General features: G+C 68.4%; 20 protein-coding genes and 1 tRNA gene. 11 read left to right on the top strand and 10 right to left on the bottom strand.

Annotation, left to right across the window (positions count from 1 at the left end; all coding sequences use genetic code 11):
• Window positions 1–183: 183 nt before the first annotated feature.
• Window positions 184–1,554 (bottom strand): class II 3-deoxy-7-phosphoheptulonate synthase, encoded by a 1,371-nt coding sequence (locus F9K34_RS05005; RefSeq protein WP_291335809.1) that lies wholly within the window; start codon window positions 1,552–1,554, stop codon window positions 184–186.
• Window positions 1,555–1,699: 145 nt separating this feature from the next.
• On the opposite strand from F9K34_RS05005, the gene F9K34_RS05010 reads away from it, so the two are divergent.
• Complete coding sequence (locus F9K34_RS05010) at window positions 1,700–2,725, top strand: GlxA family transcriptional regulator (protein ID WP_291335810.1); 1,026 nt, start codon at window positions 1,700–1,702, stop codon at window positions 2,723–2,725.
• A 4-nt stretch (window positions 2,726–2,729) separates the two neighbouring features.
• On the opposite strand, the gene F9K34_RS05015 is transcribed toward F9K34_RS05010, so the two are convergent.
• Window positions 2,730–3,815, bottom strand: a complete 1,086-nt coding sequence (locus F9K34_RS05015; RefSeq protein ID WP_291335811.1) for a PQQ-dependent sugar dehydrogenase — start codon at window positions 3,813–3,815, stop codon at window positions 2,730–2,732.
• A 175-nt stretch (window positions 3,816–3,990) separates the two neighbouring features.
• Here F9K34_RS05015 and F9K34_RS05020 point away from each other — a divergent pair, with 175 nt between their 5' ends.
• From F9K34_RS05020 to F9K34_RS05045, 6 genes are all read left to right on the top strand, one after another.
• Window positions 3,991–5,175 (top strand): ABC transporter substrate-binding protein, encoded by a 1,185-nt coding sequence (locus F9K34_RS05020; RefSeq protein WP_291335812.1) that lies wholly within the window; start codon window positions 3,991–3,993, stop codon window positions 5,173–5,175.
• A 112-nt stretch (window positions 5,176–5,287) separates the two neighbouring features.
• The gene (locus tag F9K34_RS05025; RefSeq protein ID WP_291335813.1) at window positions 5,288–6,088 is read left to right on the top strand and encodes an ABC transporter ATP-binding protein; all 801 of its coding nucleotides are present in this window, start codon (window positions 5,288–5,290) and stop codon (window positions 6,086–6,088) included.
• Window positions 6,085–6,912 carry an ABC transporter ATP-binding protein gene (locus F9K34_RS05030; RefSeq protein ID WP_291335814.1) on the top strand — a complete coding sequence of 276 codons (828 nt, stop codon included), beginning with the start codon at window positions 6,085–6,087 and terminating at the stop codon, window positions 6,910–6,912. Before F9K34_RS05025 ends, F9K34_RS05030 begins: the two co-directional genes overlap by 4 nt.
• A gap of 4 nt (window positions 6,913–6,916) precedes the next feature.
• Window positions 6,917–7,411, top strand: a complete 495-nt coding sequence (locus F9K34_RS05035; protein WP_291335815.1) for a hypothetical protein — start codon at window positions 6,917–6,919, stop codon at window positions 7,409–7,411.
• A gap of 64 nt (window positions 7,412–7,475) precedes the next feature.
• Window positions 7,476–8,486, top strand: a complete 1,011-nt coding sequence (locus tag F9K34_RS05040; protein WP_291335816.1) for a branched-chain amino acid ABC transporter permease — start codon at window positions 7,476–7,478, stop codon at window positions 8,484–8,486.
• Window positions 8,483–9,778 carry a branched-chain amino acid ABC transporter permease gene (locus tag F9K34_RS05045; protein ID WP_291335817.1) on the top strand — a complete coding sequence of 432 codons (1,296 nt, stop codon included), beginning with the start codon at window positions 8,483–8,485 and terminating at the stop codon, window positions 9,776–9,778. The genes F9K34_RS05040 and F9K34_RS05045 overlap by 4 nt, the downstream gene beginning before the upstream one ends.
• Here F9K34_RS05045 and F9K34_RS05050 read toward each other — a convergent pair.
• Entirely contained in the window at window positions 9,762–11,327 is a 1,566-nt protein-coding gene (locus F9K34_RS05050; RefSeq protein WP_291335818.1) for an ArnT family glycosyltransferase, read from the bottom strand. The genes F9K34_RS05045 and F9K34_RS05050 overlap by 17 nt on opposite strands.
• Window positions 11,328–11,545: 218 nt before the next feature.
• Here F9K34_RS05050 and F9K34_RS05055 point away from each other — a divergent pair, with 218 nt between their 5' ends.
• On the top strand, window positions 11,546–13,969 hold the full coding sequence (locus tag F9K34_RS05055) for a GcvT family protein (RefSeq protein ID WP_291335819.1): 2,424 nt from the start codon (window positions 11,546–11,548) through the stop codon (window positions 13,967–13,969).
• 85 nt (window positions 13,970–14,054) lie between these two features.
• Window positions 14,055–14,648, top strand: coding sequence for a nucleotidyltransferase family protein (locus F9K34_RS05060; protein ID WP_291335820.1), 594 nt, complete (start codon window positions 14,055–14,057; stop codon window positions 14,646–14,648).
• Between the two features lie 19 nt (window positions 14,649–14,667).
• Here the strand turns inward: F9K34_RS05060 and F9K34_RS05065 are convergent, their stop codons facing one another.
• From F9K34_RS05065 to ypfJ, 5 genes are all read right to left on the bottom strand, one after another.
• Entirely contained in the window at window positions 14,668–15,342 is a 675-nt protein-coding gene (locus tag F9K34_RS05065) for a Hint domain-containing protein (protein WP_291335821.1), read from the bottom strand.
• Between the two features lie 153 nt (window positions 15,343–15,495).
• Window positions 15,496–16,146 carry a Hint domain-containing protein gene (locus tag F9K34_RS05070; protein ID WP_291335822.1) on the bottom strand — a complete coding sequence of 217 codons (651 nt, stop codon included), beginning with the start codon at window positions 16,144–16,146 and terminating at the stop codon, window positions 15,496–15,498.
• 13 nt (window positions 16,147–16,159) lie between these two features.
• A complete protein-coding gene (locus F9K34_RS05075) occupies window positions 16,160–17,953 on the bottom strand; it encodes a Hint domain-containing protein (RefSeq protein ID WP_291335823.1) in 1,794 nt (597 codons plus the stop codon).
• A gap of 594 nt (window positions 17,954–18,547) precedes the next feature.
• Window positions 18,548–18,631 (bottom strand) — tRNA-Leu (locus tag F9K34_RS05080).
• A gap of 56 nt (window positions 18,632–18,687) precedes the next feature.
• A complete protein-coding gene (gene ypfJ / locus F9K34_RS05085; protein ID WP_291335824.1) occupies window positions 18,688–19,542 on the bottom strand; it encodes a KPN_02809 family neutral zinc metallopeptidase in 855 nt (284 codons plus the stop codon).
• Between the two features lie 154 nt (window positions 19,543–19,696).
• On the opposite strand from ypfJ, the gene F9K34_RS05090 reads away from it, so the two are divergent.
• Both F9K34_RS05090 and F9K34_RS05095 read left to right on the top strand, forming a co-directional pair.
• On the top strand, window positions 19,697–20,275 hold the full coding sequence (locus F9K34_RS05090) for a YqaA family protein (protein WP_291335825.1): 579 nt from the start codon (window positions 19,697–19,699) through the stop codon (window positions 20,273–20,275).
• Window positions 20,272–20,727: a disulfide bond formation protein B gene (locus tag F9K34_RS05095; RefSeq protein ID WP_291335826.1), complete on the top strand. Its 456-nt coding sequence runs from the start codon at window positions 20,272–20,274 to the stop codon at window positions 20,725–20,727. The genes F9K34_RS05090 and F9K34_RS05095 overlap by 4 nt, the downstream gene beginning before the upstream one ends.
• Here F9K34_RS05095 and hflX read toward each other — a convergent pair.
• Together hflX and hfq are read right to left on the bottom strand one after the other, a co-directional pair.
• Window positions 20,724–22,007 carry a GTPase HflX gene (gene hflX, locus F9K34_RS05100; RefSeq protein ID WP_291335834.1) on the bottom strand — a complete coding sequence of 428 codons (1,284 nt, stop codon included), beginning with the start codon at window positions 22,005–22,007 and terminating at the stop codon, window positions 20,724–20,726. The two genes, F9K34_RS05095 and hflX, sit on opposite strands and share 4 nt — an antisense overlap.
• The gene (gene hfq / locus F9K34_RS05105) at window positions 22,004–22,237 is read right to left on the bottom strand and encodes an RNA chaperone Hfq (RefSeq protein WP_035705913.1); all 234 of its coding nucleotides are present in this window, start codon (window positions 22,235–22,237) and stop codon (window positions 22,004–22,006) included. Before hfq ends, hflX begins: the two co-directional genes overlap by 4 nt.
• Window positions 22,238–22,294: the final 57 nt, after the last annotated feature.

Here is a 22,294-nt window from a genome sequence, read left to right on the forward strand (position 1 = left end):
GCGCCCCCTCCGCCCGCGATGGGTCTTGCCGAACCGGCCACCCCTTTCGCCGCCGCGCCCGAACGCCCGGCGCGGGGCCGCGCTCATCTGCGCCTCGTCGTCAGCGACGAGTGATCCCACACAGGCAAACGGCCCCTGCGGGAGGGGCCGTCCGACGTCCGGTATCAGGTGCCCGGTGGCGGGCTACATGCCCGCCGCCTTCTGCATCGCCCGCCGGCCCTGAAGCTCCTCGGCGACGAGGAAGGCAAGCTCCAGCGATTGCGAGGCGTTGAGCCGCGGGTCGCAGGCGGTGTGGTAGCGGTCCGAAAGATCCTCGTCGGTCACCGCGCGCACCCCGCCGGTGCATTCGGTCACGTCCTTGCCGGTCATCTCGAAATGGACGCCGCCGGGGATGGTGCCTTCCGCCTTGTGGACCGCGAAGAACTCCCGCACCTCGCGCAGAACGCTCTCGAAGGGTCGCGTCTTGTAGCCCGAGGCCGACTTGATCGTGTTGCCGTGCATCGGGTCGCAGGTCCAGACGACGTTGGCGCCCTCCTCCTGCACCGCGCGGATCAGCCGCGGCAGGTTGTCGCCGACCTTGCCGGCCCCGAACCGCGCGATGAGCGTCAGCCGGCCCGGCTCGTTTTCCGGGTTCAGCTTGCGCAGGAGGGCCTTGAGGTCTTCCGAAGTCAGCGACGGCCCGCACTTCAGCCCGATCGGGTTCTGCACGCCACGGCAGAATTCCACATGCGCGCCGTCGGGCTGGCGGGTGCGATCGCCGATCCAGATCATGTGGCCCGAGCCCGCCACCGGCAGCCCCGAGGTGGAATCGATCCGCGCCAGCGCCTCCTCGTATTCAAGGAGCAACGCCTCGTGGCTGGTGTAGAAATCCACCGCGGCCATCGCATGCACCGTGTCCGAGGTCACGCCCGCGGCCGCCATGAAGTCCATCGCGTCCTGGATGCGGGTGGCCACCTCGCGGTAGCGCTTGGCCTCGTCTTCCTCGGTGAAGCCCGCGATCCAGCTCTGGACCCGGTGCATGTCGGCATAGCCGCCGGTCGAGAAGGCGCGCAGGAGATTGAGCGAGGCCGCTGCCTGAGTATAGGCCTGCAGCATCCGCGACGGGTCGGGGATGCGCGCCTCGGCGGTGAAATCGAAGCCGTTGATGATGTCGCCGCGGTAGGACGGCAGTTCCACCCCGCCCAGCGACTCGGTCGCGGCCGAACGGGGCTTGGCGAACTGGCCGGCCATGCGGCCGATCTTGACCACCGGCAGTTTCGCGCCCCAGGTCAGCACGATCGCCATCTGCAGAAGCACCTTGAAGGTGTCGCGGATGTTGTCGGCCGAGAACTCCGCGAAGCTTTCCGCGCAGTCGCCGCCCTGGAGGAGGAAAGCCCGGCCTTCCGCGACCTGGCCGAGCGCGCGCTTGAGCTTGCGCACCTCGCCCGCGAAGACCAGGGGCGGCATCTTCGCAAGCTGCGCCTCGACCACGCCGAGGGCGGCCGGGTCGGGATAGTCGGGCATCTGCACCCGCGGCTTCCTGCGCCAGTCGGATTTGGTCCAGCCCGTGGTCATCTCGTGTCTCCTGAAGGCGTGAGCGGTAACGGAGGGCTTATAGCGAAGCCCCCGGCGCGGCGCAAACCGTTATGGGCGGAAATCGCCCTTGAAGGCGCCCCGCATTGGTGGTTCTTTGACGCAAAACGACACAAAGGGTCGCGGAATGTCCAGTCCCAAGGCGCGTGCAGTCCGGGTTGCCGGCAACGAGACGACGCAGCGGCGGTTCGTCTTCCTGCTGCTCGACCATTTCACGATGCTGTCCTTCGCCGGAGCCATCGAACCCCTGCGCATCGCCAACCGCGTGCTGGGGCGGCAGGCCTATGTCTGGAAGCTGGCGGGGGAGAACGGGCGCGAGGTCACCTGCTCCAACGGCGCGTCCTTCAAGCTCGACATGGGCCTCGAAGAGATCGAGCGGGAGGACACCGTGCTCGTCTGCGGCGGCATCGACGTGCAGCAGGCGACGACGAAGCCGATCCTCAACTGGCTGCGGCGCGAGGCGCGGCGCGGGGCGGCGATCGGCGGCCTCTGCACCGCCGCCTACACGGTCGCCAAGGCCGGGCTTCTCGACGGCAAGCGCGCGACGATCCACTGGGAAAACCAGGACAGCTTCCTCGAGGAGTTCGAGGACGTGAAGCTGACGAAGTCGGTCTTCGTCATCGACGGCAACCGGATGTCCACGGCGGGCGGCACCGCATCCATCGACATGATGCTGAAGATCATCGCCGAGGACCATGGCGAGGAAGTCGCCAACACCGTCGCCGACCAGTTGATCTACTCCGCCATCCGGACGGACCAGGACACCCAGCGCCTGTCGATCCCGACGCGGATCGGGGTGCGGCACCCGAAGCTCTCGCAGGTCATCCAGATGATGGAGCAGAACATCGAGGATCCGATCAGCCCGGCGGACCTTGCCGAGGATGTCGGCATGTCGACCCGCCAGCTCGAACGGCTCTTCCGCCGCTATCTCAACCGGTCGCCGAAGCGATATTACATGGAGCTGCGCCTCCAGAAGGCTCGGAACCTCCTGATGCAGACCGACATGAGCGTGATCAACGTCGCGCTCGCCTGCGGCTTCGCCAGCCCCTCGCACTTCTCCAAGTGCTACCGCGCGCATTACAAGACGACGCCCTACCGCGAACGCGGCTCGCACGGCGCCTCGGCCATCGCCACGCCGCGGCTGTCGGTCTGAGCCGTCAGTCCTTCGGCCGCATCCGGAACACCGCGCCGCGGTCGACCGAGAGAAACCAGATAGAGCCGTCGGGCGCTTCGCGGATGTCGCGGACGCGGCCGGTTTCCTCCGCGCGGATGGCCTCCTCGGCCCAGCCCGCGTCGGGGTCGAGCCGGGCGACATAGTCGAATTTCAGGCTGCCCAGGAAGTGATCCCTCGCCCAGTCCGGCCAGAGCCGGCCGGAATAGACCATGTGGCCGGAAGGCGCGATCGAGGGATCCCAGTAATGCACCGGCTGCGCCACGCCGGCCTCCGCCGTGCCGCGGCCGATCCTTTCGCCGCCGTAGTGCCGCCCGTAGGCGATGACGGGCCAGCCGTAGTTCCGGCCCGGCTCGATGCGATTGATCTCATCCCCGCCCATGGCGCCGTGCTCGCTTTCCCAAAGCTGCCCGCGCGCGTCGAAGGCCAGTCCCTGCGGGTTGCGGTGGCCGTAGCTCCAGACCGTGCCGTCGGCACGGTCGGGGAAGGGATTGTCCGGCAAGGGCCGTCCGTCCCGGTCCATCCGCAGCACCTTGCCCATCAGCGCGCCGAGGTCCTGCGCCGGGTCGAAGGCCCCGCGTTCACCCACCGTCAGGTAGATCGCCCCCTCCGGTCCCTCGGCGAGCCGGCCGCCGAAGTGCACCCCGCCCCTGGTGCCGGGCGGCATCTGCCAGACGACGGTCAGGTCCTCCAGCCGGTCGGCTTCGAGCCGCGCCCGGGCCAGGGCGGTGCCCGCGCCGCCACGCTGGGGGATGGCAAAGCTGAGAAAGAGCTCGCGCCGCTCGGCGAAGTCGCGGGGCAGCAGCAGGTCGAAGAGCCCGCCCTGCCCGCGCGCGAAGACCTCCGGCAGGCCCGCGATCGCATGGCGGTCTCCGGCCGCATCCACCCGTGTCAGCCGGCCGTCGCGCTCGGTCACGAGAAACCCGCCCTCGGGCAGGAAGGCGAGCGACCAGGGCTCGACGAGACCCGTGACCACGGGCTCGATCACCACCGTTCCCGCGCTGATGGCCAGGTCCGAGGCGCGGATGGCCCCGGGCAAGAGCGCGACGCCGAGGGCGCCCAGGTATCCCATCAACATTGGTTCGCTACACGCAACATCACCTCCCTTCTACGGATGATTGGCCGGGGTCCCAAAGCAAATGACCGTGAAAGCCCCGGCCCAAGCGATGCAGCGAATGGCTTTTCTTTTCGGAAAGCCGCCTTTAGTTTGACCGTCAGGACAACGTTCCACACAGGGAGTGACACTCATGAAGAAGCTTCTCGCAGCCACCGCCGCCGCGGCCCTCCTGGCCGGCGCCGCCGGGGCGGAGGACATCAAGCTCGGCGTGATCCTCGGCTTCACCGGGCCGCTGGAATCGATCACGCCGGCAATGGGCGCGGGCGCTGAAATGGCGATGAAGGAAGTCACCGATTCCGGCAAGCTGCTCGGCGGCTCCACCGTGACCTCGGTCCGCGGCGACAGCACCTGCGTGGACGCGGCTGCCGCGACCGCCGCGGCCGAACGGCTGGTGACGACCGACAAGATCAACGCCATCATGGGCGCCGACTGCTCGGGCGTGACCGGCGCGATCCTCGCCAACGTCGCGGTGCCGAACGGCATCGTCATGATCTCGCCCTCGGCGACCTCGCCCGCGCTCTCGACGGCCGAGGACAACGGCCTCTTCTTCCGCACCGCGCCCTCCGACGCGCGCCAGGGCGAAATCGTCCGCGACATCCTGAAGGACAAGGGCGTGAGCTCCATCGCCCTCACCTACACCAACAACGACTACGGCAAGGGTCTGGCCGAGGCGATCCAGCGCAACTGGGAGGAGTCGGGCGGTACGGTCACGATCTCGGCCGCGCATGAGGACGGCAAGGCCGACTACTCGGCCGAGGTCGGCGCGCTCGCCTCGGCGGGCGGCGACGTGCTGGTCGTCGCGGGCTACATCGACCAGGGCGGTTCGGGCATCGTCAGGAACGCGCTCGACACCGGCGCCTTCTCCACCTTCTACTTCCCGGACGGCATGGTCGGCGAGAAGCTGAACGAGAACTTCGGGGCCGAGCTGAACGGCTCCTACGGCGCCTATCCGGGCACCGACAGCCCCGGCGCGACGAAGTTCCAGGAGATGGCCGCAGCGGCAGGGATCGACGGCACGTCGGCATTCGCGCCAGAAAGCTATGATGCCGCGGCGCTGATCATGCTCTCCATGGCGGCGGCCGGCTCGTCCAAGTCGGCAGATTTCGCTCCGAAGGTGATGGACGTGGCCAACGCACCGGGCGAGCAGATCTTCCCCGGCGAGCTTGCCAAGGCGCTCGACCTCATCGCCGCGGGCACCGACATCGACTATGTCGGCGCCACGGCGGTGGAACTCATCGGGCCCGGCGAATCCGCGGGCAACTACCGCGAGATCGAGTTCAAGGACGGCAAGTACGAGACGGTCAAGTTCCGCTGACCGTCCAGCGACACGGAAGGCAGCCCGGCACGACCGGGCTGCCTTTTCAGAAAAAGAACAAGAGCTTCGCGGGCCTTTCTCAGACGCCACGCGTGCCAGGTGGGGATACTGCATGATCATCGTCGAGGATCTGCACAAGCATTTCGGCGGATTCCGCGCCGTGGACGGCGCATCGATCGAGATCGCCACGGGGTCGATCACCGGTCTCATCGGGCCGAACGGCGCGGGGAAGTCCACGCTCTTCAACGTCATCGCCGGAGTCCATCCGCCGACCGCGGGGCGCGTGATGATGGACGGCGAGGACATCACCGGCCTGCCGCCGCACGCGCTCTTCCACAAGGGGCTCCTGCGCACCTTCCAGATTGCGCACGAGTTCTCCTCCATGACCGTGCGGGAAAACCTGATGATGGTGCCGTCGGGCCAGTCGGGCGAGACGCTCTGGAACGCCTGGTTTCATCGCGCCCGGATCCGGGACGAGGAGCGGGCGCTTGCGAAGAAGGCCGACGACGTCCTTGAGTTCCTGACCATTTCGCACCTCGCGGATGAGCGGGCGGGCAACCTCTCCGGCGGCCAGAAGAAGCTCCTGGAGCTTGGCCGCACGATGATGGTCGAGGCCAAGGTGGTCTTTCTCGACGAGGTCGGTGCCGGCGTGAACCGCACGCTTCTCAACACCATCGGCGATGCCATCGTGCGGCTCAACAAGGAGCGCGGCTACACCTTCTGCGTGATCGAGCACGACATGGACTTCATCGGCCGCCTCTGCGACCCGGTCATCGTCATGGCCGAGGGCAAGGTTCTGGCCCAGGGGTCGGCCGCACATATCATGGAGAACGAGGCGGTGATCGAGGCCTATCTGGGTCGCGGGCTGAAGAACAAGGTCAAGGCCGAGGCCCAGATGGAGGCCGGCGCATGACCAGGTCCGCCAATCCCTACCAGGACGACCGCGGCAACAAGGACCGCTCCATCACGAAGGCCGGTGGCGGGACCATCGACGATCCGGAGACCGGCGGGCGTGTCATTCCCTCCCCCGGCGGCCCCTTCCTCGCGGCCGAGGGCATGACCGGCGGCTACGGCGCGGCCGACATCCTGCACGACTGCACGCTGACGGTGGAAAAGGGCCAGATCGCCGTGATCGTCGGTCCGAACGGCGCCGGCAAGTCCACCGCGATGAAGGCCGTCTTCGGCATGCTCAGGCTCCGCGGCGGCCATGTCCGGCTCGACGGCGAGGACATCACCCAACTCAGCCCGCAGGACCGCGTGGCGAAGGGGATGGGCTTCGTGCCGCAGGTCAACAACGTCTTTCCCTCGATGTCGGTCGAGGAAAACCTGGAAATGGGCGCCTTCCTGCGCCGCGACGATTTCCGGGGCACGATGGAGCAGGTCTACGATCTCTTCCCGATCCTGAAGGACAAGCGCCGCCAGCCCGCGGGCGAACTTTCGGGCGGCCAGCGCCAGCAGGTCGCCGTGGGCCGCGCGCTCATGACCCAGCCCAAGCTTCTCATGCTGGATGAGCCCACCGCCGGCGTCTCGCCCATCGTCATGGACGAGCTTTTCGACCGCATCATCGAGGTGGCCCGCACGGGGATCTCGGTCCTGATGGTCGAACAGAACGCCCGCCAGGCGCTGGAGATCGCCGACACGGGCTATGTGCTCGTCCAGGGCGCCAACCGGTATACCGACACGGGCGCGGCGCTTCTCGCCGACCCGGACGTGCGGCGCACCTTCCTGGGGGGCTGAGGCGATGGGCCGACTGGCAGTCCTCGGCGTGGCACTGAAGGGCGGACTTCTGGCGGGAGCGGCCGCGCTGGCCGAGACGCCCGCGCCTGCCGGAACGGACCGGCAGGCGCCCGTCCACGGCCCTACCGACCTGCAAACGGCGGTGCCGCCGCGCGCCGACGCGATCCTTCCCGATGACGGCGCCGTCAAGGGCATCCTCTGCGAGGCCGACCCGCCGCCGGTCGACGCCTCCGGTGCACTCGGCCTGCCGACGACGTTCCGCCCCACGGCACTTCCGAACCGCAGTGTCCTGGTGGAGAACCCCTGGGCCGCCGAACCGGTGATGACCGGCGCTGGCCCTGCGGTGGAGGTGGTGTTCTTCAAGCGCGGCCGGACGCTGATCTTCGACGCCGGGACCGAGGTGCTCTATCTCGACCGCGACAACCGCCGCTTCACCTACATGCATTCGGCCACCGACCGGGTGACGCTCTGGCACGGCACCTGCCACGCGGAGGGATGATGCAGCGCCGTTCCCCCGCCCCCGACCGCCCGACCATCCGCCGCATCCGCGGGAAAGAGGACTGATGGACCTTCTCAACGCGATCGTCGCACTTCTGAACTTCGTCGTCATCCCGGCAACGGCCTATGGCGCGCAGCTTGCGCTGGGTGCCCTCGGCGTCACGCTGATCTACGGCATCCTCAGGTTCTCGAACTTCGCCCATGGCGACACGATGGCGCTCGGCACCGCGACCGTGATCCTCTTCACCTGGTGGTTCCAGTCGATGGGCCTGCATTTCGGCCCGCTGCCGACCGCCCTCCTGGCGCTGCCCTTCGGCATCGCCGTCACCGCGGCCTTCGTCCTTCTGACCGACCGCGTCGTCTACCGCTTCTACCGCAAGCAGAAGGCCGCGCCGGTGATCCTGGTGATCGTCGCCATGGGGGTGATGTTCGTCATGAACGGCTTCACCCGCTTCCTCATCGGGGTGGACGAGATCCGCTTCGACGACGGCGCGCGGTTCCTCGTCAACGCCAACGAATTCAAGGCGGCGACGGGCCTGGCCGAGGGACTCGCGTTCAGGTCCACCCAGGCGCTCACCATCGTGACGGCGGTGATCGTCGTCGCGGCGCTCTTCTGGTTCCTCAACCGCACCCGCACCGGCAAGTCGATGCGGGCCTTTTCCGACAACGAGGATCTCGCGCTGCTGTCCGGCATCAACCCCGAGAAGGTCGTGGCGGTCACCTGGATCATCTCGGCCGGCCTCGCGGTGATCGCCGGCACGCTCTATGGCCTCGACAAGAGCTTCAAGGCCTTCAACTACTTCCAGCTGCTGCTGCCGATCTTCGCGAGCGCCATTGTCGGCGGGCTCGGCAGCCCGCTCGGTGCCATCGCCGGGGGCTTCCTCATCGCCTTTTCGGAGGTCGGCTTCACCTATGCCTGGAAGAAGGTCGCCACCTATGTTCTGCCCGAAAGCCTGGCGCCCGACGGCCTCGCCCAGCTCCTCTCGACCGACTACAAGTTCGCGGTCTCCTTCGGGATCCTGATCGTCGTCCTGCTCTTCAAGCCCACGGGTCTCTTCAAGGGGAAAGCGGTATGAACGCGCGCAGCCTGCTTCTCTTCGCCTTCGTTGCCGCGCTCATCGTCGGCGAGGGTCTGACCGCGAGCTGGAACACCGCGCTCGGCATCGTCAACATGGGCCTGATCTCTGCCATCCTCGCGCTCGGCGTGAACATGCAATGGGGCTACGCGGGGCTCTTCAACGTCGGCGTCGTGGGCTTCGTCGCGCTCGGCGGTCTCGCGCCCGTTCTGATCGCCACCCCGCCGGTGACCGAGGTCTGGACGGCCAACGGCGCGTTCCGCATCATCTTCGCGCTGCTCGTCGGGGCGGGAGTGATCGCACTCGCCATCGCCGCGAACAAGCGGCTCGCGGGGACGGTGCGCATCCTCGCGCTCCTCGCCACGTGCATCGGCGGCTTCTTCCTCTTCCGCGCCCTCTTCGATCCCGCGGTCGATGTGGTCGAGGCCTTCACGCCCGCCACCTACTCGAACATCGGCGGGCTCGGCATGCCGGTCCTCCTCGCCTGGCCGGTCGGCGCGCTTCTGGCCGCGGGGGCTGCCTGGGCGGTCGGCAAGACGGCGCTCGGGCTCCGCTCAGACTACCTTGCCATCGCCACGCTCGGGATCGGCGAGATCATCATCGCCGTGATGAAGAACGAGGACTGGCTGGCACGGGGCGTGAAGAACGTCATCGGCATTCCCCGGCCCGTGCCCTACGAGGTCGACCTTCAGACGAGTCCCGGTTTCGTCGAATGGGCGGCGGGCTTCGGTTCCGACCCGGTGACGGCCTCGACCATCGTGGTGAAGCTGCTCTATGCCGGGCTCTTCGCAACGATCCTCCTCGCGCTCATCTGGGCGTCGGAGAAGGCGCTGAACTCACCCTGGGGCCGCATGATGCGCGCAATCCGCGACAACGAGACGGCCGCCGAGGCGATGGGCAAGGACGTGACGCGCCGGCATCTGCAGATCTTCATCCTCGGCTCGGCGGTCTGCGGGTTGGCGGGGGCGATGATCGTGACCCTCGACAGCCAGCTTACCCCCGGCACCTACAACCCGCTGCGCTTTACCTTCCTGATCTGGGTGATGGTGATCGTCGGCGGTTCCGGCAACAACTGGGGCGCGGTGCTCGGCGGTTTCCTGATCTGGTTCCTCTGGATCAAGGTCGAGCCCTGGGGCAACGCGCTGATGGCTTTCATCACCGCCGGCATGGCCGACGGCACGCTGAAGACCCACCTCCAGGATAGCGCGGCGCACATGCGGCTCCTGACGATGGGTATCGTGCTGCTCCTCGTCCTCCGCTTCAGCCCGCGCGGGCTCATTCCAGAACGCTGACGGCAACGGTCTCCGCCGGCCAGAAGCCGAGGTCCAGCCCGTTGTAGCGGACGGTTCCGGCGGGCGGCGCATCGACAGGCACGCGCCCGACAGGCCCGAGGACGAGCCCGCCGGGATGTGCCAGGCTCCAGTCCTTCAGCGCCCTGGGCGTCGCCGGCGTGGCGACGGGTGAGGTGAGCCGCGCGCCGAAGTTGAACTCGGCGTTATAGGTCATGCCGACGACCGCGATGCCCCGGTCTCTCGCCAGGTCGATCCGGGCCACGATGGCGGCGCTGTCGTACTGGCGCGTCAGTCCGCTCGCGGCGACGAACAGATGCGCGGCAAGAGCCATCCCCGCACCCGCGACCACGGCGTTCGCCGGCCGCGCCAGCAGCAGGACGGCAAGTGCGAGGCCGAGGCATCCGGCTGCCACGAGAGGAAGGACCCAGTCGGGCGCACCGGCGACCAAGTCCTGCGCGGCCGGCATCAGCCCGGCCGCTGCCGCGCCTGCGGCCACTGCGGCGCCCAGGGGTACGACCGCCGTGGCGCGCCATGCGCCCGCACCGGCCACGCCCGGCAGGGCCCGTGCCACGAGCAGCGCCACCGGGGCATATTCGGGCAGCAGGTAATGCACCTGCTTGCCCGAGATCACCGAGAAGAGGGCGGCGGCCGACCCGGCCCAGACCGCCAGCATCCGCGCCGCCCGATCCTCGCGGAGAATTCTACCGATCCGGCGCCAGAGCCGCGGCGACCATCCCCATGGAAACAGGAGCAGCGGCAGCAGCGCGAGGAAGAACCACACCGGCCGGTCATGCGCCAGCCCACCGGCCACCCGCGCCGCCGACTGGGTCCAGAGCAGCTCGCGCCGGAACTCCGCCGTCCCCGCGACAAGCGCCGGGACGAGCCAGAGCCCCACGATGGCAAGCCCGGTAGCGACCGCCAGCCCGAGACCCGCGAGCTGGTCCCGGGGCCGCGGCGGAACCGGAGCCCAGAACCGCATCGTCAGCAGGACGGGAAGGAGATGGACGAAGATTACCGGCCCCTTGGCCAGGGTCCCGAAGGCAAGCGCCGCGCCGAAGGCCGCCCAGTGCCGCAGACCGGCCCCGCCCTGGCCGATCCGCCAGAGCACGGTGACGCCGAGAACCGCGGCGAGGCCGAGCATGGCGTCGAACATGGTCGTGCTGGCATAGATCAGGAAGACGGTGAAGCCGGCGAGGACCATCACGCTGCGCGCGCCGATCCCCTCTTCGCCCGGCCAGAGGCTGCGGCCGAGGCGGGCCGTCGCAACCGCCAGCGCCACGGCGAAGGCGGGACCGACGAGCCGGGCAGCGAACTCGTGCACGCCCGTGACTCCCCAGACGAGGTTGATCGTCCAGAAAAGCAGCGGCGGCTTGTGCGCATAGATCTCGGAGTTCCGCGTGAGGTGGAACCAGTCGCCGGACAGCCACATTTCCCACGCCACGGAGAGATAGCGCGTCTCGTCGATCGGCAGGAGCGGGCGCAGCGCCACAAGGACCGCCAGAAGCCCGGCAAGCGCCAGCGCCGCAACCGTTGTCCTGGATAGAATCACGCCCCGCCCCGTGACGCCCTAGCTGCCCCCGGCGCTACTAACCACGGGATGCGCGCGCGCGCCATCCAACTGTGGTGGGAGACGAGTGAATTCGACGAAGCACAGTCCTTTTGCGACACGATCCGTCGCAGACGGTCTGCCCGTCCCGCGGCACCTTTGCCATTTTCGCTTCTGACAGGGTTGCCGTCAGCGCCACCCGCGAGCACGAGGGAGTTCCCATGAAGACCCATGCACAGGTCGTTGTCATCGGCGGCGGCGTCGTCGGCTGTTCAGTGCTCTATCACCTGACAAAGTATGGCTGGCGTGACGTCATGCTGATCGAACGGTCGGAACTGACATCGGGCTCCACCTGGCACGCCGCCGGCGGCTTCCACACGCTGAACGGCGACACCAACATGGCCGCGCTCCAGGGCTACACGATCCAGCTCTACAAGGAGCTTGAGAAGATCACCGGCCTCAGCTGCGGGCTCCACCATGTCGGCGGTATCACGCTGGCCGACAACCAGGCCCGGTTCGAGATGCTGAAGGCCGAGCGCGCCAAGCACCGCTACATGGGGCTGCACACCGAAATCCTCACGCCGCAGGAAGTGCACGCGTTCACCTTCGGCCAGGTCAACCTCGACGGCATCATCGGCGCGCTCTACGACCCGCTCGACGGCCACCTCGACCCTTCGGGCACGACCCATGCCTATGCCAAGGCGGCGCGCATGGGCGGGGCCGAGATCGTCCTGCACAACCGCGTCCTGGAGACCACCCCGCGCCCCGACGGCACTTGGGACGTGGTGACCGAGAAGGGCACGGTGCATGCCGAGCATGTGGTCAACGCCGGCGGGCTCTGGGCGCGCGAGGTGGGCGCGATGGCGGGCGTCTACCTGCCGCTTCTGCCGATGGCGCACCAGTATCTCGTGACCGACGACATCCCCGAGATCATGGCGATCCTCGACCAGGGCAAGGAGTTTCCCCATGTCATGGACCCGGGCGGCGAAAGCTACCTGCGTCAGGAAGGCCGGGGCATGTGCATCGGCTTCTACGAGAAGCCGTGCGAGCCCTGGAGCTTGGACGGCACGCCGTGGCAGTTCGGGCACGAGCTTCTGAACGAGGATTTCTCCAAGATCGAGGATTCCGTCGCCTTCGCCTACCGGCGCTTCCCGGTTCTGGAACGCGCGGGCGTGAAGCGAGTGATCCACGGTCCCTTCACCTTCGCCCCCGACGGCAACCCGCTGATCGGCCCGGTGCCGGGCCTGAGGAACTACTGGTCGGCCTGCGCGGTCATGGCGGGCTTTTCGCAGGGCGGCGGCATGGGCAAGTCCCTTGCCGAATGGATGATCCACGGCGAGACCGAGGTCGATCCCCGCGGCTTCGACGTCGCCCGCTTCGGCAAGTGGACGACGCCGGGTTACACCGTGCCGAAGGTCATCGAGACCTACCAGATGCGGTTCTCGGTCAGCTACCCGAACGAGGAACGCCCCGCTGCCCGGCCCTTCCGCACCACGCCGATGTACGACATCTTCGACGGCATGGGGGCAGTCTGGGGCGCGCAATACGGGCTCGAGGTCGTGAACTACTTCGCCGCGCCCGGCGAGCCGCGCTATGAAACCCCCTCCTTCAAGCGCTCGAACGCCTGGGAGGCGACGGCGCGCGAGGTGCGCGCGGTGCGCGAGGGCGTCGGCATCAACGAGGTGCAGAACTTCGGCAAGTTCCGGGTCAAGGGCCCGAATGCACGCGCCTGGCTCGACCGGATCATGGCCGGCGCGATCCCGAGGCCTGGGCGCCTGTCGCTGACGCCCATGCTGTCGCCCAAGGGCAAGATCATCGGCGACTTCACCGTGACCTGCCTGTCGGAAAGCGAGTTCCAGATCACCGGCAGCTATGGCGCGCAGGACCAGCACCTGCGCTGGTTCCAGATGAACCTCGATCCGGGCGTGACGATCGAGAACGTCTCCGACCGCGTCACCGGCTTCCAGATCGCCGGGCCGAAGGCGCGCGACCTGCTGGCGCGCGTGACCCGGGCCGACGTTTCCGCCGAGGCGTTCAAGTTCATGGAGGCGAAACAGATCACCGTAGGGATGGTCGATTGTCTCGTTCAGCGCGTCAGTTACACCGGCGACCTCGGCTACGAGATCTACTGCGACTTCATGAAGCAGCGCGCGCTCTGGCACGCGCTCTGGACGGCAGGGCAGGATCTCGGCCTCAGGCCCTTCGGGATGCGGGCGATGATGTCGCTGCGCCTCGACAAGCTCTTCGGCTCCTGGGCGCGGGAGTTCTCGCCCGACTACTTCCCCGGCGAGACCGGCATCGACCGATTCATACGCTGGAACAAGGATGCCGACTGGATCGGCAAGGCGCCGGCCCTGAAGGAAAAGGCCGAGGGGTCGAAGCGCCGGCTCGCGGCCTTCATCGTCGAGGCAGGCGATGCCGATGTCGTGGCCTACGAGCCGATCTGGGTCGGCGACAGGGTCGTGGGCTTCTGCACGAGCGGGGGCTATTCGCACTGGACGGGACAATCGGTGGCGCAGGGCTTCCTGCCTGCCGACCTGGCCGACACGCGCGAGGTGGAGATCGAGATTCTCGGCGAGCGCCGAAAGGCCCGGCGCATCGACGGCGCGCTCTGGGACGCCGACGGGGCACGCATGCGGGGATGAGATGCGGCACCGGGGTTGCCCCGCGCCGCCACTGCGACAATACTGGATCGAACGGACTGCGGCCCGGCCAGGCGGGGAGGACGCGATGGCGGCGCTTGTCATTCTCATCCCGGCGGCGGGCGCCTCGCGGCGGATGCGGGGCGCCGACAAGCTCATCGAGGACGTTGACGACGAGCCGGTCCTCAGGCGCACCGCGCGGATCGCCGCGGAGGTCGCCCCCGTCCTCGTTACACTGCCCGACACCGGTCCGCTGGCGCCTGCCCGCCGCGCTGCCCTCGCGGGACTGGCGGCGCGCATCCTGCCGGTCGCCGACGCGCACGAGGGGATGGCCGCGAGCCTGCGCGCCGGCGCGCGCGAGATCGGTGCGGCCGAAGGGATGATGATCCTCATGCCCGACATGCCCGACGTGACGGCGGAAGACCTGCATCGGCTGGCCGTGGCCTTCGCGGCCGACCCGACGCGGCCGCTGCGCGCGGCGACCGAGGACGGGGCGGAGGCCGGCCATCCGGTCATCCTGCCCCGCCGTCTCATGCAGGAGGTCGCCGTCCTCAACGGCGACCGCGGCGCCCGGGTCGTGCTTGAAGGGGAGAGCGTGCGGATGCTGCCCTTGCCCGGCCGACGCGCCGTGACCGACCTCGACACGCCGGAGGACTGGGACGCCTGGCGCGCGGGCAGGTGAACCCGGCCCCGGCGGGCCCTCAGGCCGCGCGGGGGGCGATGCGTGCGGGTTCCCTCGGGTCGAGCGACAGCATCCGGCGGGCCGGCAGATAGGCGCGCTGGCCGGCCCTGGTCGCAAGCTCGGGGAAGATCGTCAGGATCTCGCGCAGCTGCGCGTCGTGCAACCCGTCGAGCGCCGCCGCCTCGGGCAGGAAGCTCTCGCTCCAGCAGCCGTCGGCCCAGACGATCTCGTGCTGGTCGAACATCATGTGATAGTAGGTGACGGTCGCGGTCTCCTCCACTTCGGCCAGACCCAGCGTCACGAGGTCGGTTGCGGCGGCGAGGATTTCCGCCTCGGCGCTCTCCACCGGCACATGGTGACCCGACAGCAGCACGCGATGCTGCGGGCTGACGAGGAGGTCGGCGGAGGGAACGTCCGATCCGAAGGCGCCGCGGCGGATGCGCACCGGTCTGAGTTCGGGAAAATCGTTCAGGGCAGCGGCGCCGAAGGCGCGGCCGCCGATCCAACGGATCGGCCGGAAGCCGTTGTCCCGGGTCAGGACCATGTCTCCGACACAGAGCGCCTCGATGGCGACCGGGCCGGCTTGCGTCGCGATACGGCTGCCCGCCCCGAAGCAGGGCGTATGCGGACGCCGGCGCGCTCCGCTCGCACTGGTGCTGCTACACTCCACTCCGTCAGATCCCCTGCCGCACATGATCGGCGCTCCACACTCGCAATGTCCACGACAGGTTTCCTAGCCCAGGAAATCGCCGAAAGTTAGAACTTTGTTAATCCTTTTGTAGGCTGGCGCACGACAGCATGCAGGTGTTGCCGCCATGATGCATCCCAGAAGTTGTGCCGGGTTCCGTCAACTCTCCGGCGACATCACCGAGGCGGCGACAGGGCTGGGCGGGACCGCGGTTGCCGCAGGGTCGGCCCGGCAGGCGCCTTCGACCCAGAGGCCGTCGGCAAGGACGGCCCCTGCCCGGAGAAGCGCGAAGCGGACATAGCGGACTGCCGTGACCTCCGCCTCGGCCACGCCCGGCTCGCCAATCAGTGCGCGCGCCGCCACCCCGCTGTCGCCGTGTCCGGCGGGAAAGAGCCTGAGCCCTCCCGCGAGAACGAGGTCGCGGACCGGGCTGACCGGGCCGGATCCGCCTGCGGCAATGCGGACCGGGCGGAGCAGCGGCAGAAGGCCGAGTTGGCGCCAGCCGAGGTCGAGCGTCTCGATGAGCGTGACCGGCTGGAGTCCGGCCTCGCGCGTCACCACCCGGACGCCGGGCCGCAGTCTCTCGACCCGGACTTCGCCGCGTTCGGTGGCGATCATCGTGCCCTCGGCGACGCCGCAACCGTCCGCAGCGATCCGTGCGAGATCGGCCCCCGCAGCGGCTCCGGGCGCCTCTCCGAGGACCTCGGCACGCCCGGCGGTCATCGCGTCATCGGCATAGCAAAGGCGCAGGCTGCGCGCGCCCGTCGCGAGCCCGGCATGGAACGTTTCCTCGCCTGCGCCGATCGACATGCCCTCCGCCCCGTCATTCCCTCAGAAGCATGGCCTCGTAGCGTTTCAGGGTCCGGCGTGCCGAGACATAGGCCTTCCGCCCCCGCGCTTCGGCAAGCTCCGGAAACAGTTCATAGATTTCGGTCCGCTGGGCGTTGCCGAGGCCGTTGAGAGAGTGGTCGCCCGGCTGGAACGACTCCGTCCAGGCGCCATTGGCGAGGACGACCTCGTGCCGGTCGCACATGAAATGGACATAGGTCACTCCAAGCGCGTTGACGGACCGGATCGCCCGGTTGTCGATCAGATGCTTGGCCGCGACGAGGACCTCGTGCTCCTCGAAGTAAAGCATGGTGCGCTCGTTGGCGGCCAGGAAACGGTGGTTCGGGCTCACCAGCATGTCGCGCTCGGGCAGGCCCTGGCCGAGGCTGCCGCGCGTGACAAGGACCGGGCGGAGATGCTCGGCCGCGGCGAGCTGGCCGTGGTCCAGCGTCTTGCGGCCGACCCAGCGGATCTCCTGGATCCCGTTGTCGCGGGTGACGACGCGATCGCCGACCGAAAGCTCCTCGACGGCGCGTTCTCCTCTGGGCGTTGCGATGGCGGTACCGGGTGTGAAGCAGGGCACGATATTCTCTATGTTTTCAAAGGTGAGGGTGCCGACGATATTCCCCTGCGCATCGAGGAACTCGACGATACCGTTCTCGGGGTTGTTCGGATCGAAGATGATGTTGGTGGCCGCCTTCCCCCAGTCGCGGAGATCGAGCGTATCGTAGTCGATGCCACCCTCGCCCCCGTCGATCTGGTCGTCGGGCGTCGTGCCGGTGAAGAGGTCACGGTCGTCGCCGCCCAATTGCGTGTCGGCGCCGCCGCCGCCTATCAGGGTGTCGTCGCCGATATCGCCGAAGAGATGGTCGTCGTCCGCGCCGCCATCGAGACTGTCGGCGCCGGCGTCCCCGATGAGCACATCCTCCCCCTGCGCGCCGAGGATCGTGTCGTCGTCCGACCCGCCGTCGAGCGTGTCGTGACCCGCGCCGCCGTCGATCAGGTCGCGCCCGCCCTGGCCACGGATGAAGTCGTTGCCGCCCTCGCCGTAGACCTCGTCATCGCCGCGCCCGGCCAGCACCGTGTCATTGCCGGCGCCCGCAAGCACATAATCGTCGTCCGGGGCCGCGCCGGGCAGCACGGCGTCCCCGGCGTCGATCCGGTCACCTTCCGGGTCCCCCGTATAGGCCGTGTCGATGCGGTCCGCGCCCGCCGTCCCCTCGACGATCCCGTCGAGAGCCGCCGCGAGCGTTTTCGGTCCGGACATGATCTGGAAGGCCGTTACGGTCTCCGCTCCGCCCCCGTCGCCGCCAGTGCCGGCCGCGGGGTCGTCGCTTCCGGCGAAGGTCCAGTCCGTGGCGTCGGCGGCGGCAAGGTCCATCGTCAGGGCGGCGCCTATCGCTTCCTCATAGGTCGCCCCCGTGGACACATTGGTCGCGATGAAGGCGCCGCCCTTGCCCGCGGCATTCCAGGAGTAGCCGACCGTCAGATGGTCGCCCTCCGAGAAGAAGGCCGCGGGTGTCGAGAATTCGTGGTCTTCGCCATCGGCCCGGTGATGGGCGACGATGGCCTGATCGGCGGTGGCGCAAAGCGAGAACTGCGGCGCGCCGTCGCCGCCGCCCGAAACGAGGGTCTCTTCGGCTTCGGAGGGCCGCGCGGCGATCATGAAGGCGACCGCGAGGGCCCCTTCGTCGAGGCGCAGCGCCGTGGCGGGACGGGTCTCCGCCGGCGGCACGCCCTGCCCGGCCGGTCCCGCGACCGGAAGATCGAACCGAGTCTTCAGTGTCATAGCACCCTTCCCACAGCACCACACCCGCCGCGCCGTGCCGAATCCGGCGACCCTGCGCGACCCACCCGCTGGAGGGAGCGCCGCAGCGTTCGGGCGCGGCGGCACAATGGTTTCCGTCCGGTTTCTCATGTGACGGGTGCCGCGATCCCACCCCGGACCGCCCGCACCCGGGACACCCAATCACCGCTTCGCCCCCCAGAGCCTTTTCAGCCTAGCCCCGGGGAGAGCCGCGACCAAAGCGCAAAGTGGCAGGATTGTGGCAAACGGGGCCGCCTTGGCCGACGGGATCCGAAGGGCGCAATCTGTCCAAATGCGGGGACCTGCCATCATTGTTTCCGGGCGCGATGCAACCGGGCATGATTCTCTAGAAGAGACGGATGAGGACTGTCGGATGTTTCTAATGCGGCAACAGTTCAACGGCAGGCCGGTTGCGTCACCCGACCGGCCGCGCGCCAGCCCAACCCGGGCCGCCCGCGCACGAAAGTTGACCAAACACCGCACGGACGTTCGATTGTTGATGAGGGCGCGACGGCCGGCGCGCCGTCGGCGGCGATGCGATTCGCCCTGCCGATGCGGTGGCTGTCAGGGGGGGCGTGGTGCCCGAGGCGAGACTCGAACTCGCATGCCTTGCGGCGACGGATTTTGAATCCGCTGCGTCTACCATTCCGCCACTCGGGCCCCTCTGGCCGTCTAACGCTCCGCTGGGGCCACGGCAAGAGGGTGATCGCCCCCGATCAGAGGTTCGCAGCCGAGAACGTGTCGCAGGCCTGCAGACTTCCGCTCTCGAAGCCGGCCGCGAACCAGCGCTGGCGCTGTTCGGAGGTGCCGTGGGTGAAGCTGTCGGGCATCGGACGGCGGCCGGCGTTGCGCATCAGGGTGTCGTCGCCGATCTTCTCGGCCGCGTTCATCGCCTCGGCGATATCCCCCTTCTCGAGGGTGCCGAAGGTTTCATGCGCATGCCGCGCCCAGAGGCCGGAGAAGCAATCCGCTTGCAGTTCCACCATGACGGAGATCGCGTTGGACTCGGCCTCTGACGACTGCTGGCGCAGCGCCGTGGTCTTGCCGAGGATGCCGAGCTCGTCCTGAACATGGTGCGCCACCTCGTGCGCCACGACGTAGGCCGCGGCGAAATCGCCGCTCGCGCCCATGCGCTGGGAGAGCGTGGCGAAGAAATCGGTGTCGAGATAGACCTTCTTGTCCAGCGGGCAGTAGAACGGCCCGGTGGCGCCGGAGGCATTGCCGCAGGGCGACTGCGTCACCTGCTTGAAGAGGACGAGCGTCGCGGGTTCGTAGGTGGCCCCCAGTTCGTCGCGGAAGATGCGGGTCCAGATCTCCTCGGTGTCGGCAAGCGTGACGGACACGAATTCGGCCGCGCGCTGGTCGGCCTCGGTCAGCTCCACATCGCTCTGGATCGCACCGCCCCCCGGGAGGCCGTTGCCGTTCAGGAGCGGCGTCACGTCGATGCCGAAGAAATAGCCCACGAGAAGCACCAGGACCACGCCGCCAAGCCCCAGCCCTCCGGCCCGGCCCGCACCCATCCGGCGCCTGTCCTCGATGTTCGCGCTGCCGCGACGCCCCTGCCATCTCATGCCCGTACCTCCCGCACCCTCAACCGTGAACGCAATTGCCGGTCGCCGGTTCCAGCCTAGCCGGGTTTCCGGCGCCCCGGAAGGTGGGACGCGCTTGACGACGGGGCGGGGCCGTGGCCTAAGGGCGCGACAGAAACCTTGCCGGTGCCCTTGCATGATCCGTGCGCTATACGACTGGACGCTCCGCCTCGCGGATCATCGCCACTCGCTCAGGGCCCTCGGGATCGTTTCCTTCGTCGAAAGTTCGTTCTTCCCGATCCCGCCCGACGTGCTGATGATCCCGATGATCATCTCGCGCCCCTCGCGCGCCTGGATCATCGCCACCGTGGCGATGGTGACCTCGGTTCTGGGCGGTCTCCTGGGCTATTTCATCGGCGCGGTGCTCTGGGAAGCCGTCGGCCAGCCGATCCTCGAGTTCTACGGCAAGGCGGATGCCGGGGCAAAATTCGCGCAGGAATTCAACCAGTATGGTGCCTGGGCGGTGCTTTTCGCCGGCGTGACGCCCTTTCCCTTCAAGGTCATCACCATCGTCTCCGGATGGACCGGTCTCAGCCTGCCGGTCTTCATCCTGTCGGCGATCGTGGCGCGGGGCCTGCGGTTCTACGTCGTCGCCGCGCTTCTGTGGAAGTTCGGTGCACCGATCCGGGATTTCGTCGAGCGGCGCCTTGGGCTGATGTTCACGATCTTCATGGTGCTGCTGGTCGGCGGCTTCGCTCTCATCAAGTACCTATGACCCGGACCCAGCTCATCCTCCTCGCCGCCGGCGGCTCCGCCGCCCTCCTCGCCGGCGCCCATGTCTTCGAGGCGCTCGGCTATGCGCCCTGCAAGCTCTGCCTCTGGCAGCGTGGCCCGCACTGGGCGGCGGTGGCGATCGGCCTCGCGGCGCTGGTCACCGCCTGGCGGTTGCTTCCCTGGGCCGGGGCGCTGGCCGCGGCCGCGACGGGCGCGCTCGGCGTCTATCACACCGGTGTCGAGCGTGGCTTTTGGCAAGGCCCCGATTCCTGCACCTCGGGCGGTAGCCTCTCCGGCTCTGCCGAGGACCTTCTGAACGAGATCATGGCGGCCCCGCTGATCCGCTGCGACGAGGTCGCCTGGAGCCTCTTCGGCCTCTCCATGGCCTCCTGGAACGCGATCCTGTCCTTCGCGCTGATGGCCCTCTGGATCGCGGTCGCGCGCCGCCGCTAGAGCGCCTCGAACGCCGCCTTCTGCCGCGCCGTCCAGCGGACATGGAGCCGGTGGCCCTCGGCGGTTTCCTCCTCGCCGGTGACGACGCCATTCTCGTAAAGCCAGGCACGGCGCCGTCCCGCGGTGAAGGGCAGCGCCAGGTCGGCGGCGAACCGCTCCGACCCGAGGGTCGTCTCGATTGCGTCGAACAGCGGCCCCAGCCCTTCGCCCGTCAGCGCCGAGACGGCGTGGATGCCCGGCTTGCGCGCGTCCTCGACCAGAAGCGCCGCGCGGGCCTCGTCGGCAAGAAGGTCGATCTTGTTCCAGATCTCGAAGAGCGGCACGTTCTCATCCACGCCGAGGCTTTCGAGGATCGCGCGCACGTCGGCCGCCTGTTCCTCGGTCTCGGGGTGCGAGATGTCGCGGACATGGAGGATCAGATCGGCCTCCAGCACCTCTTCGAGCGTCGCGCGGAACGCCGCGACAAGCTCGGTCGGCAGGTCCGAGATGAATCCCACCGTATCGGACAGGATGACCTTCTGCCCCGACGGCAGCACCACGCCCCGCATCGTCGGATCGAGCGTGGCGAAGAGCATGTCCTTGGCCAGGACCTCGGCCCCCGTCATGCGGTTGAAGAGCGTGGACTTTCCGGCGTTGGTGTAGCCCACGAGGGCGACGATGGGGAACGGCACCTTGCGCCGCGCCGCCCGGTGCAGCGCGCGCGTCTTCACCACGCGGCCGAGCTGGCGGCGGATCTTGATCACCTCGTCGTCGATGGCGCGCCGGTCGGCCTCGATCTGAGTCTCGCCGGGGCCCCCGACGAAGCCGAAGCCGCCGCGTTGGCGCTCGAGGTGGGTCCAGGCGCGGACGAGGCGCGTGCGCTGGTAGCTGAGCGCGGCAAGTTCCACCTGCAGCACACCCTCACGCGTGCGCGCCCGGTCGGCGAAGATCTCGAGGATCAGGCCGGTCCGGTCGAGGAGCTTCACGCCCCACTCCTTTTCCAGGTTGCGCTGCTGGACCGGGCTCACCGGCCCGTCAACGAGCACCAGCCCCACCTCCGCCTCGGCGAGACGCGCCTTCAGGTCCGCGATCTTGCCCGAGCCGAAGAGCATCCCGGCATGAGCGGTCGGAAGCCGGACGATCTCGCCGCCCACGACCTCGATCGCCGGCAACGCCGCCGCAAGGGCCACAGCCTCTGCAAGCGCGTTCTCCGGCGTCCGCGACTTGCGGCCCGTGCGCAGGTCCGGATGGAGGACATAGGCCCGGACGGGGCTGTCCGCTGGACTTCGCTCGTTCGTCAGTCCTCGCCCTCGTACAGCGAGATCGGCTGGCCCGGCATGATCGTCGAGATCGCGTGCTTGTAGACGAGCTGGGACTGCCCGTCCCGGCGCAGCAGCACGCAGAAATTGTCGAACCAGGTGATGACGCCCTGCAGCTTGACCCCGTTGATCAGGAAGATCGTGACCGGAATCTTCGCCTTGCGGACATGGTTGAGAAAGGCATCCTGCAAATTCTGTTTGTCGGCAGCCATGATTATCGTCGCCTTGCGCTTTTCTTGCTGTCTTATGGTTCCAGCGTATCCCCGCCC

Origin of the sequence: Albidovulum sp. (genome assembly GCF_008933605.1) — a bacterium.
Classification (GTDB): domain Bacteria; phylum Pseudomonadota; class Alphaproteobacteria; order Rhodobacterales; family Rhodobacteraceae; genus Albidovulum.

What these genes read in the sequence shown, in the direction of transcription:
- F9K34_RS05005 (WP_291335809.1), bottom strand. Translation starts at nt 1,554, where the DNA reads ATGACCACGGGCTGGACCAAATCCGACTGGCGCAGGAAGCCGCGGGTG.
- F9K34_RS05010 (WP_291335810.1), top strand. Translation starts at nt 1,700, where the DNA reads ATGTCCAGTCCCAAGGCGCGTGCAGTCCGGGTTGCCGGCAACGAGACG.
- F9K34_RS05015 (WP_291335811.1), bottom strand. Translation starts at nt 3,815, where the DNA reads ATGGGATACCTGGGCGCCCTCGGCGTCGCGCTCTTGCCCGGGGCCATC.
- F9K34_RS05020 (WP_291335812.1), top strand. Translation starts at nt 3,991, where the DNA reads ATGAAGAAGCTTCTCGCAGCCACCGCCGCCGCGGCCCTCCTGGCCGGC.
- F9K34_RS05025 (WP_291335813.1), top strand. Translation starts at nt 5,288, where the DNA reads ATGATCATCGTCGAGGATCTGCACAAGCATTTCGGCGGATTCCGCGCC.
- F9K34_RS05030 (WP_291335814.1), top strand. Translation starts at nt 6,085, where the DNA reads ATGACCAGGTCCGCCAATCCCTACCAGGACGACCGCGGCAACAAGGAC.
- F9K34_RS05035 (WP_291335815.1), top strand. Translation starts at nt 6,917, where the DNA reads ATGGGCCGACTGGCAGTCCTCGGCGTGGCACTGAAGGGCGGACTTCTG.
- F9K34_RS05040 (WP_291335816.1), top strand. Translation starts at nt 7,476, where the DNA reads ATGGACCTTCTCAACGCGATCGTCGCACTTCTGAACTTCGTCGTCATC.
- F9K34_RS05045 (WP_291335817.1), top strand. Translation starts at nt 8,483, where the DNA reads ATGAACGCGCGCAGCCTGCTTCTCTTCGCCTTCGTTGCCGCGCTCATC.
- F9K34_RS05055 (WP_291335819.1), top strand. Translation starts at nt 11,546, where the DNA reads ATGAAGACCCATGCACAGGTCGTTGTCATCGGCGGCGGCGTCGTCGGC.
- F9K34_RS05060 (WP_291335820.1), top strand. Translation starts at nt 14,055, where the DNA reads ATGGCGGCGCTTGTCATTCTCATCCCGGCGGCGGGCGCCTCGCGGCGG.
- F9K34_RS05065 (WP_291335821.1), bottom strand. Translation starts at nt 15,342, where the DNA reads ATGTGCGGCAGGGGATCTGACGGAGTGGAGTGTAGCAGCACCAGTGCG.
- F9K34_RS05070 (WP_291335822.1), bottom strand. Translation starts at nt 16,146, where the DNA reads ATGTCGATCGGCGCAGGCGAGGAAACGTTCCATGCCGGGCTCGCGACG.
- F9K34_RS05075 (WP_291335823.1), bottom strand. Translation starts at nt 17,953, where the DNA reads ATGACACTGAAGACTCGGTTCGATCTTCCGGTCGCGGGACCGGCCGGG.
- ypfJ (WP_291335824.1), bottom strand. Translation starts at nt 19,542, where the DNA reads ATGAGATGGCAGGGGCGTCGCGGCAGCGCGAACATCGAGGACAGGCGC.
- F9K34_RS05090 (WP_291335825.1), top strand. Translation starts at nt 19,697, where the DNA reads ATGATCCGTGCGCTATACGACTGGACGCTCCGCCTCGCGGATCATCGC.
- F9K34_RS05095 (WP_291335826.1), top strand. Translation starts at nt 20,272, where the DNA reads ATGACCCGGACCCAGCTCATCCTCCTCGCCGCCGGCGGCTCCGCCGCC.
- hfq (WP_035705913.1), bottom strand. Translation starts at nt 22,237, where the DNA reads ATGGCTGCCGACAAACAGAATTTGCAGGATGCCTTTCTCAACCATGTC.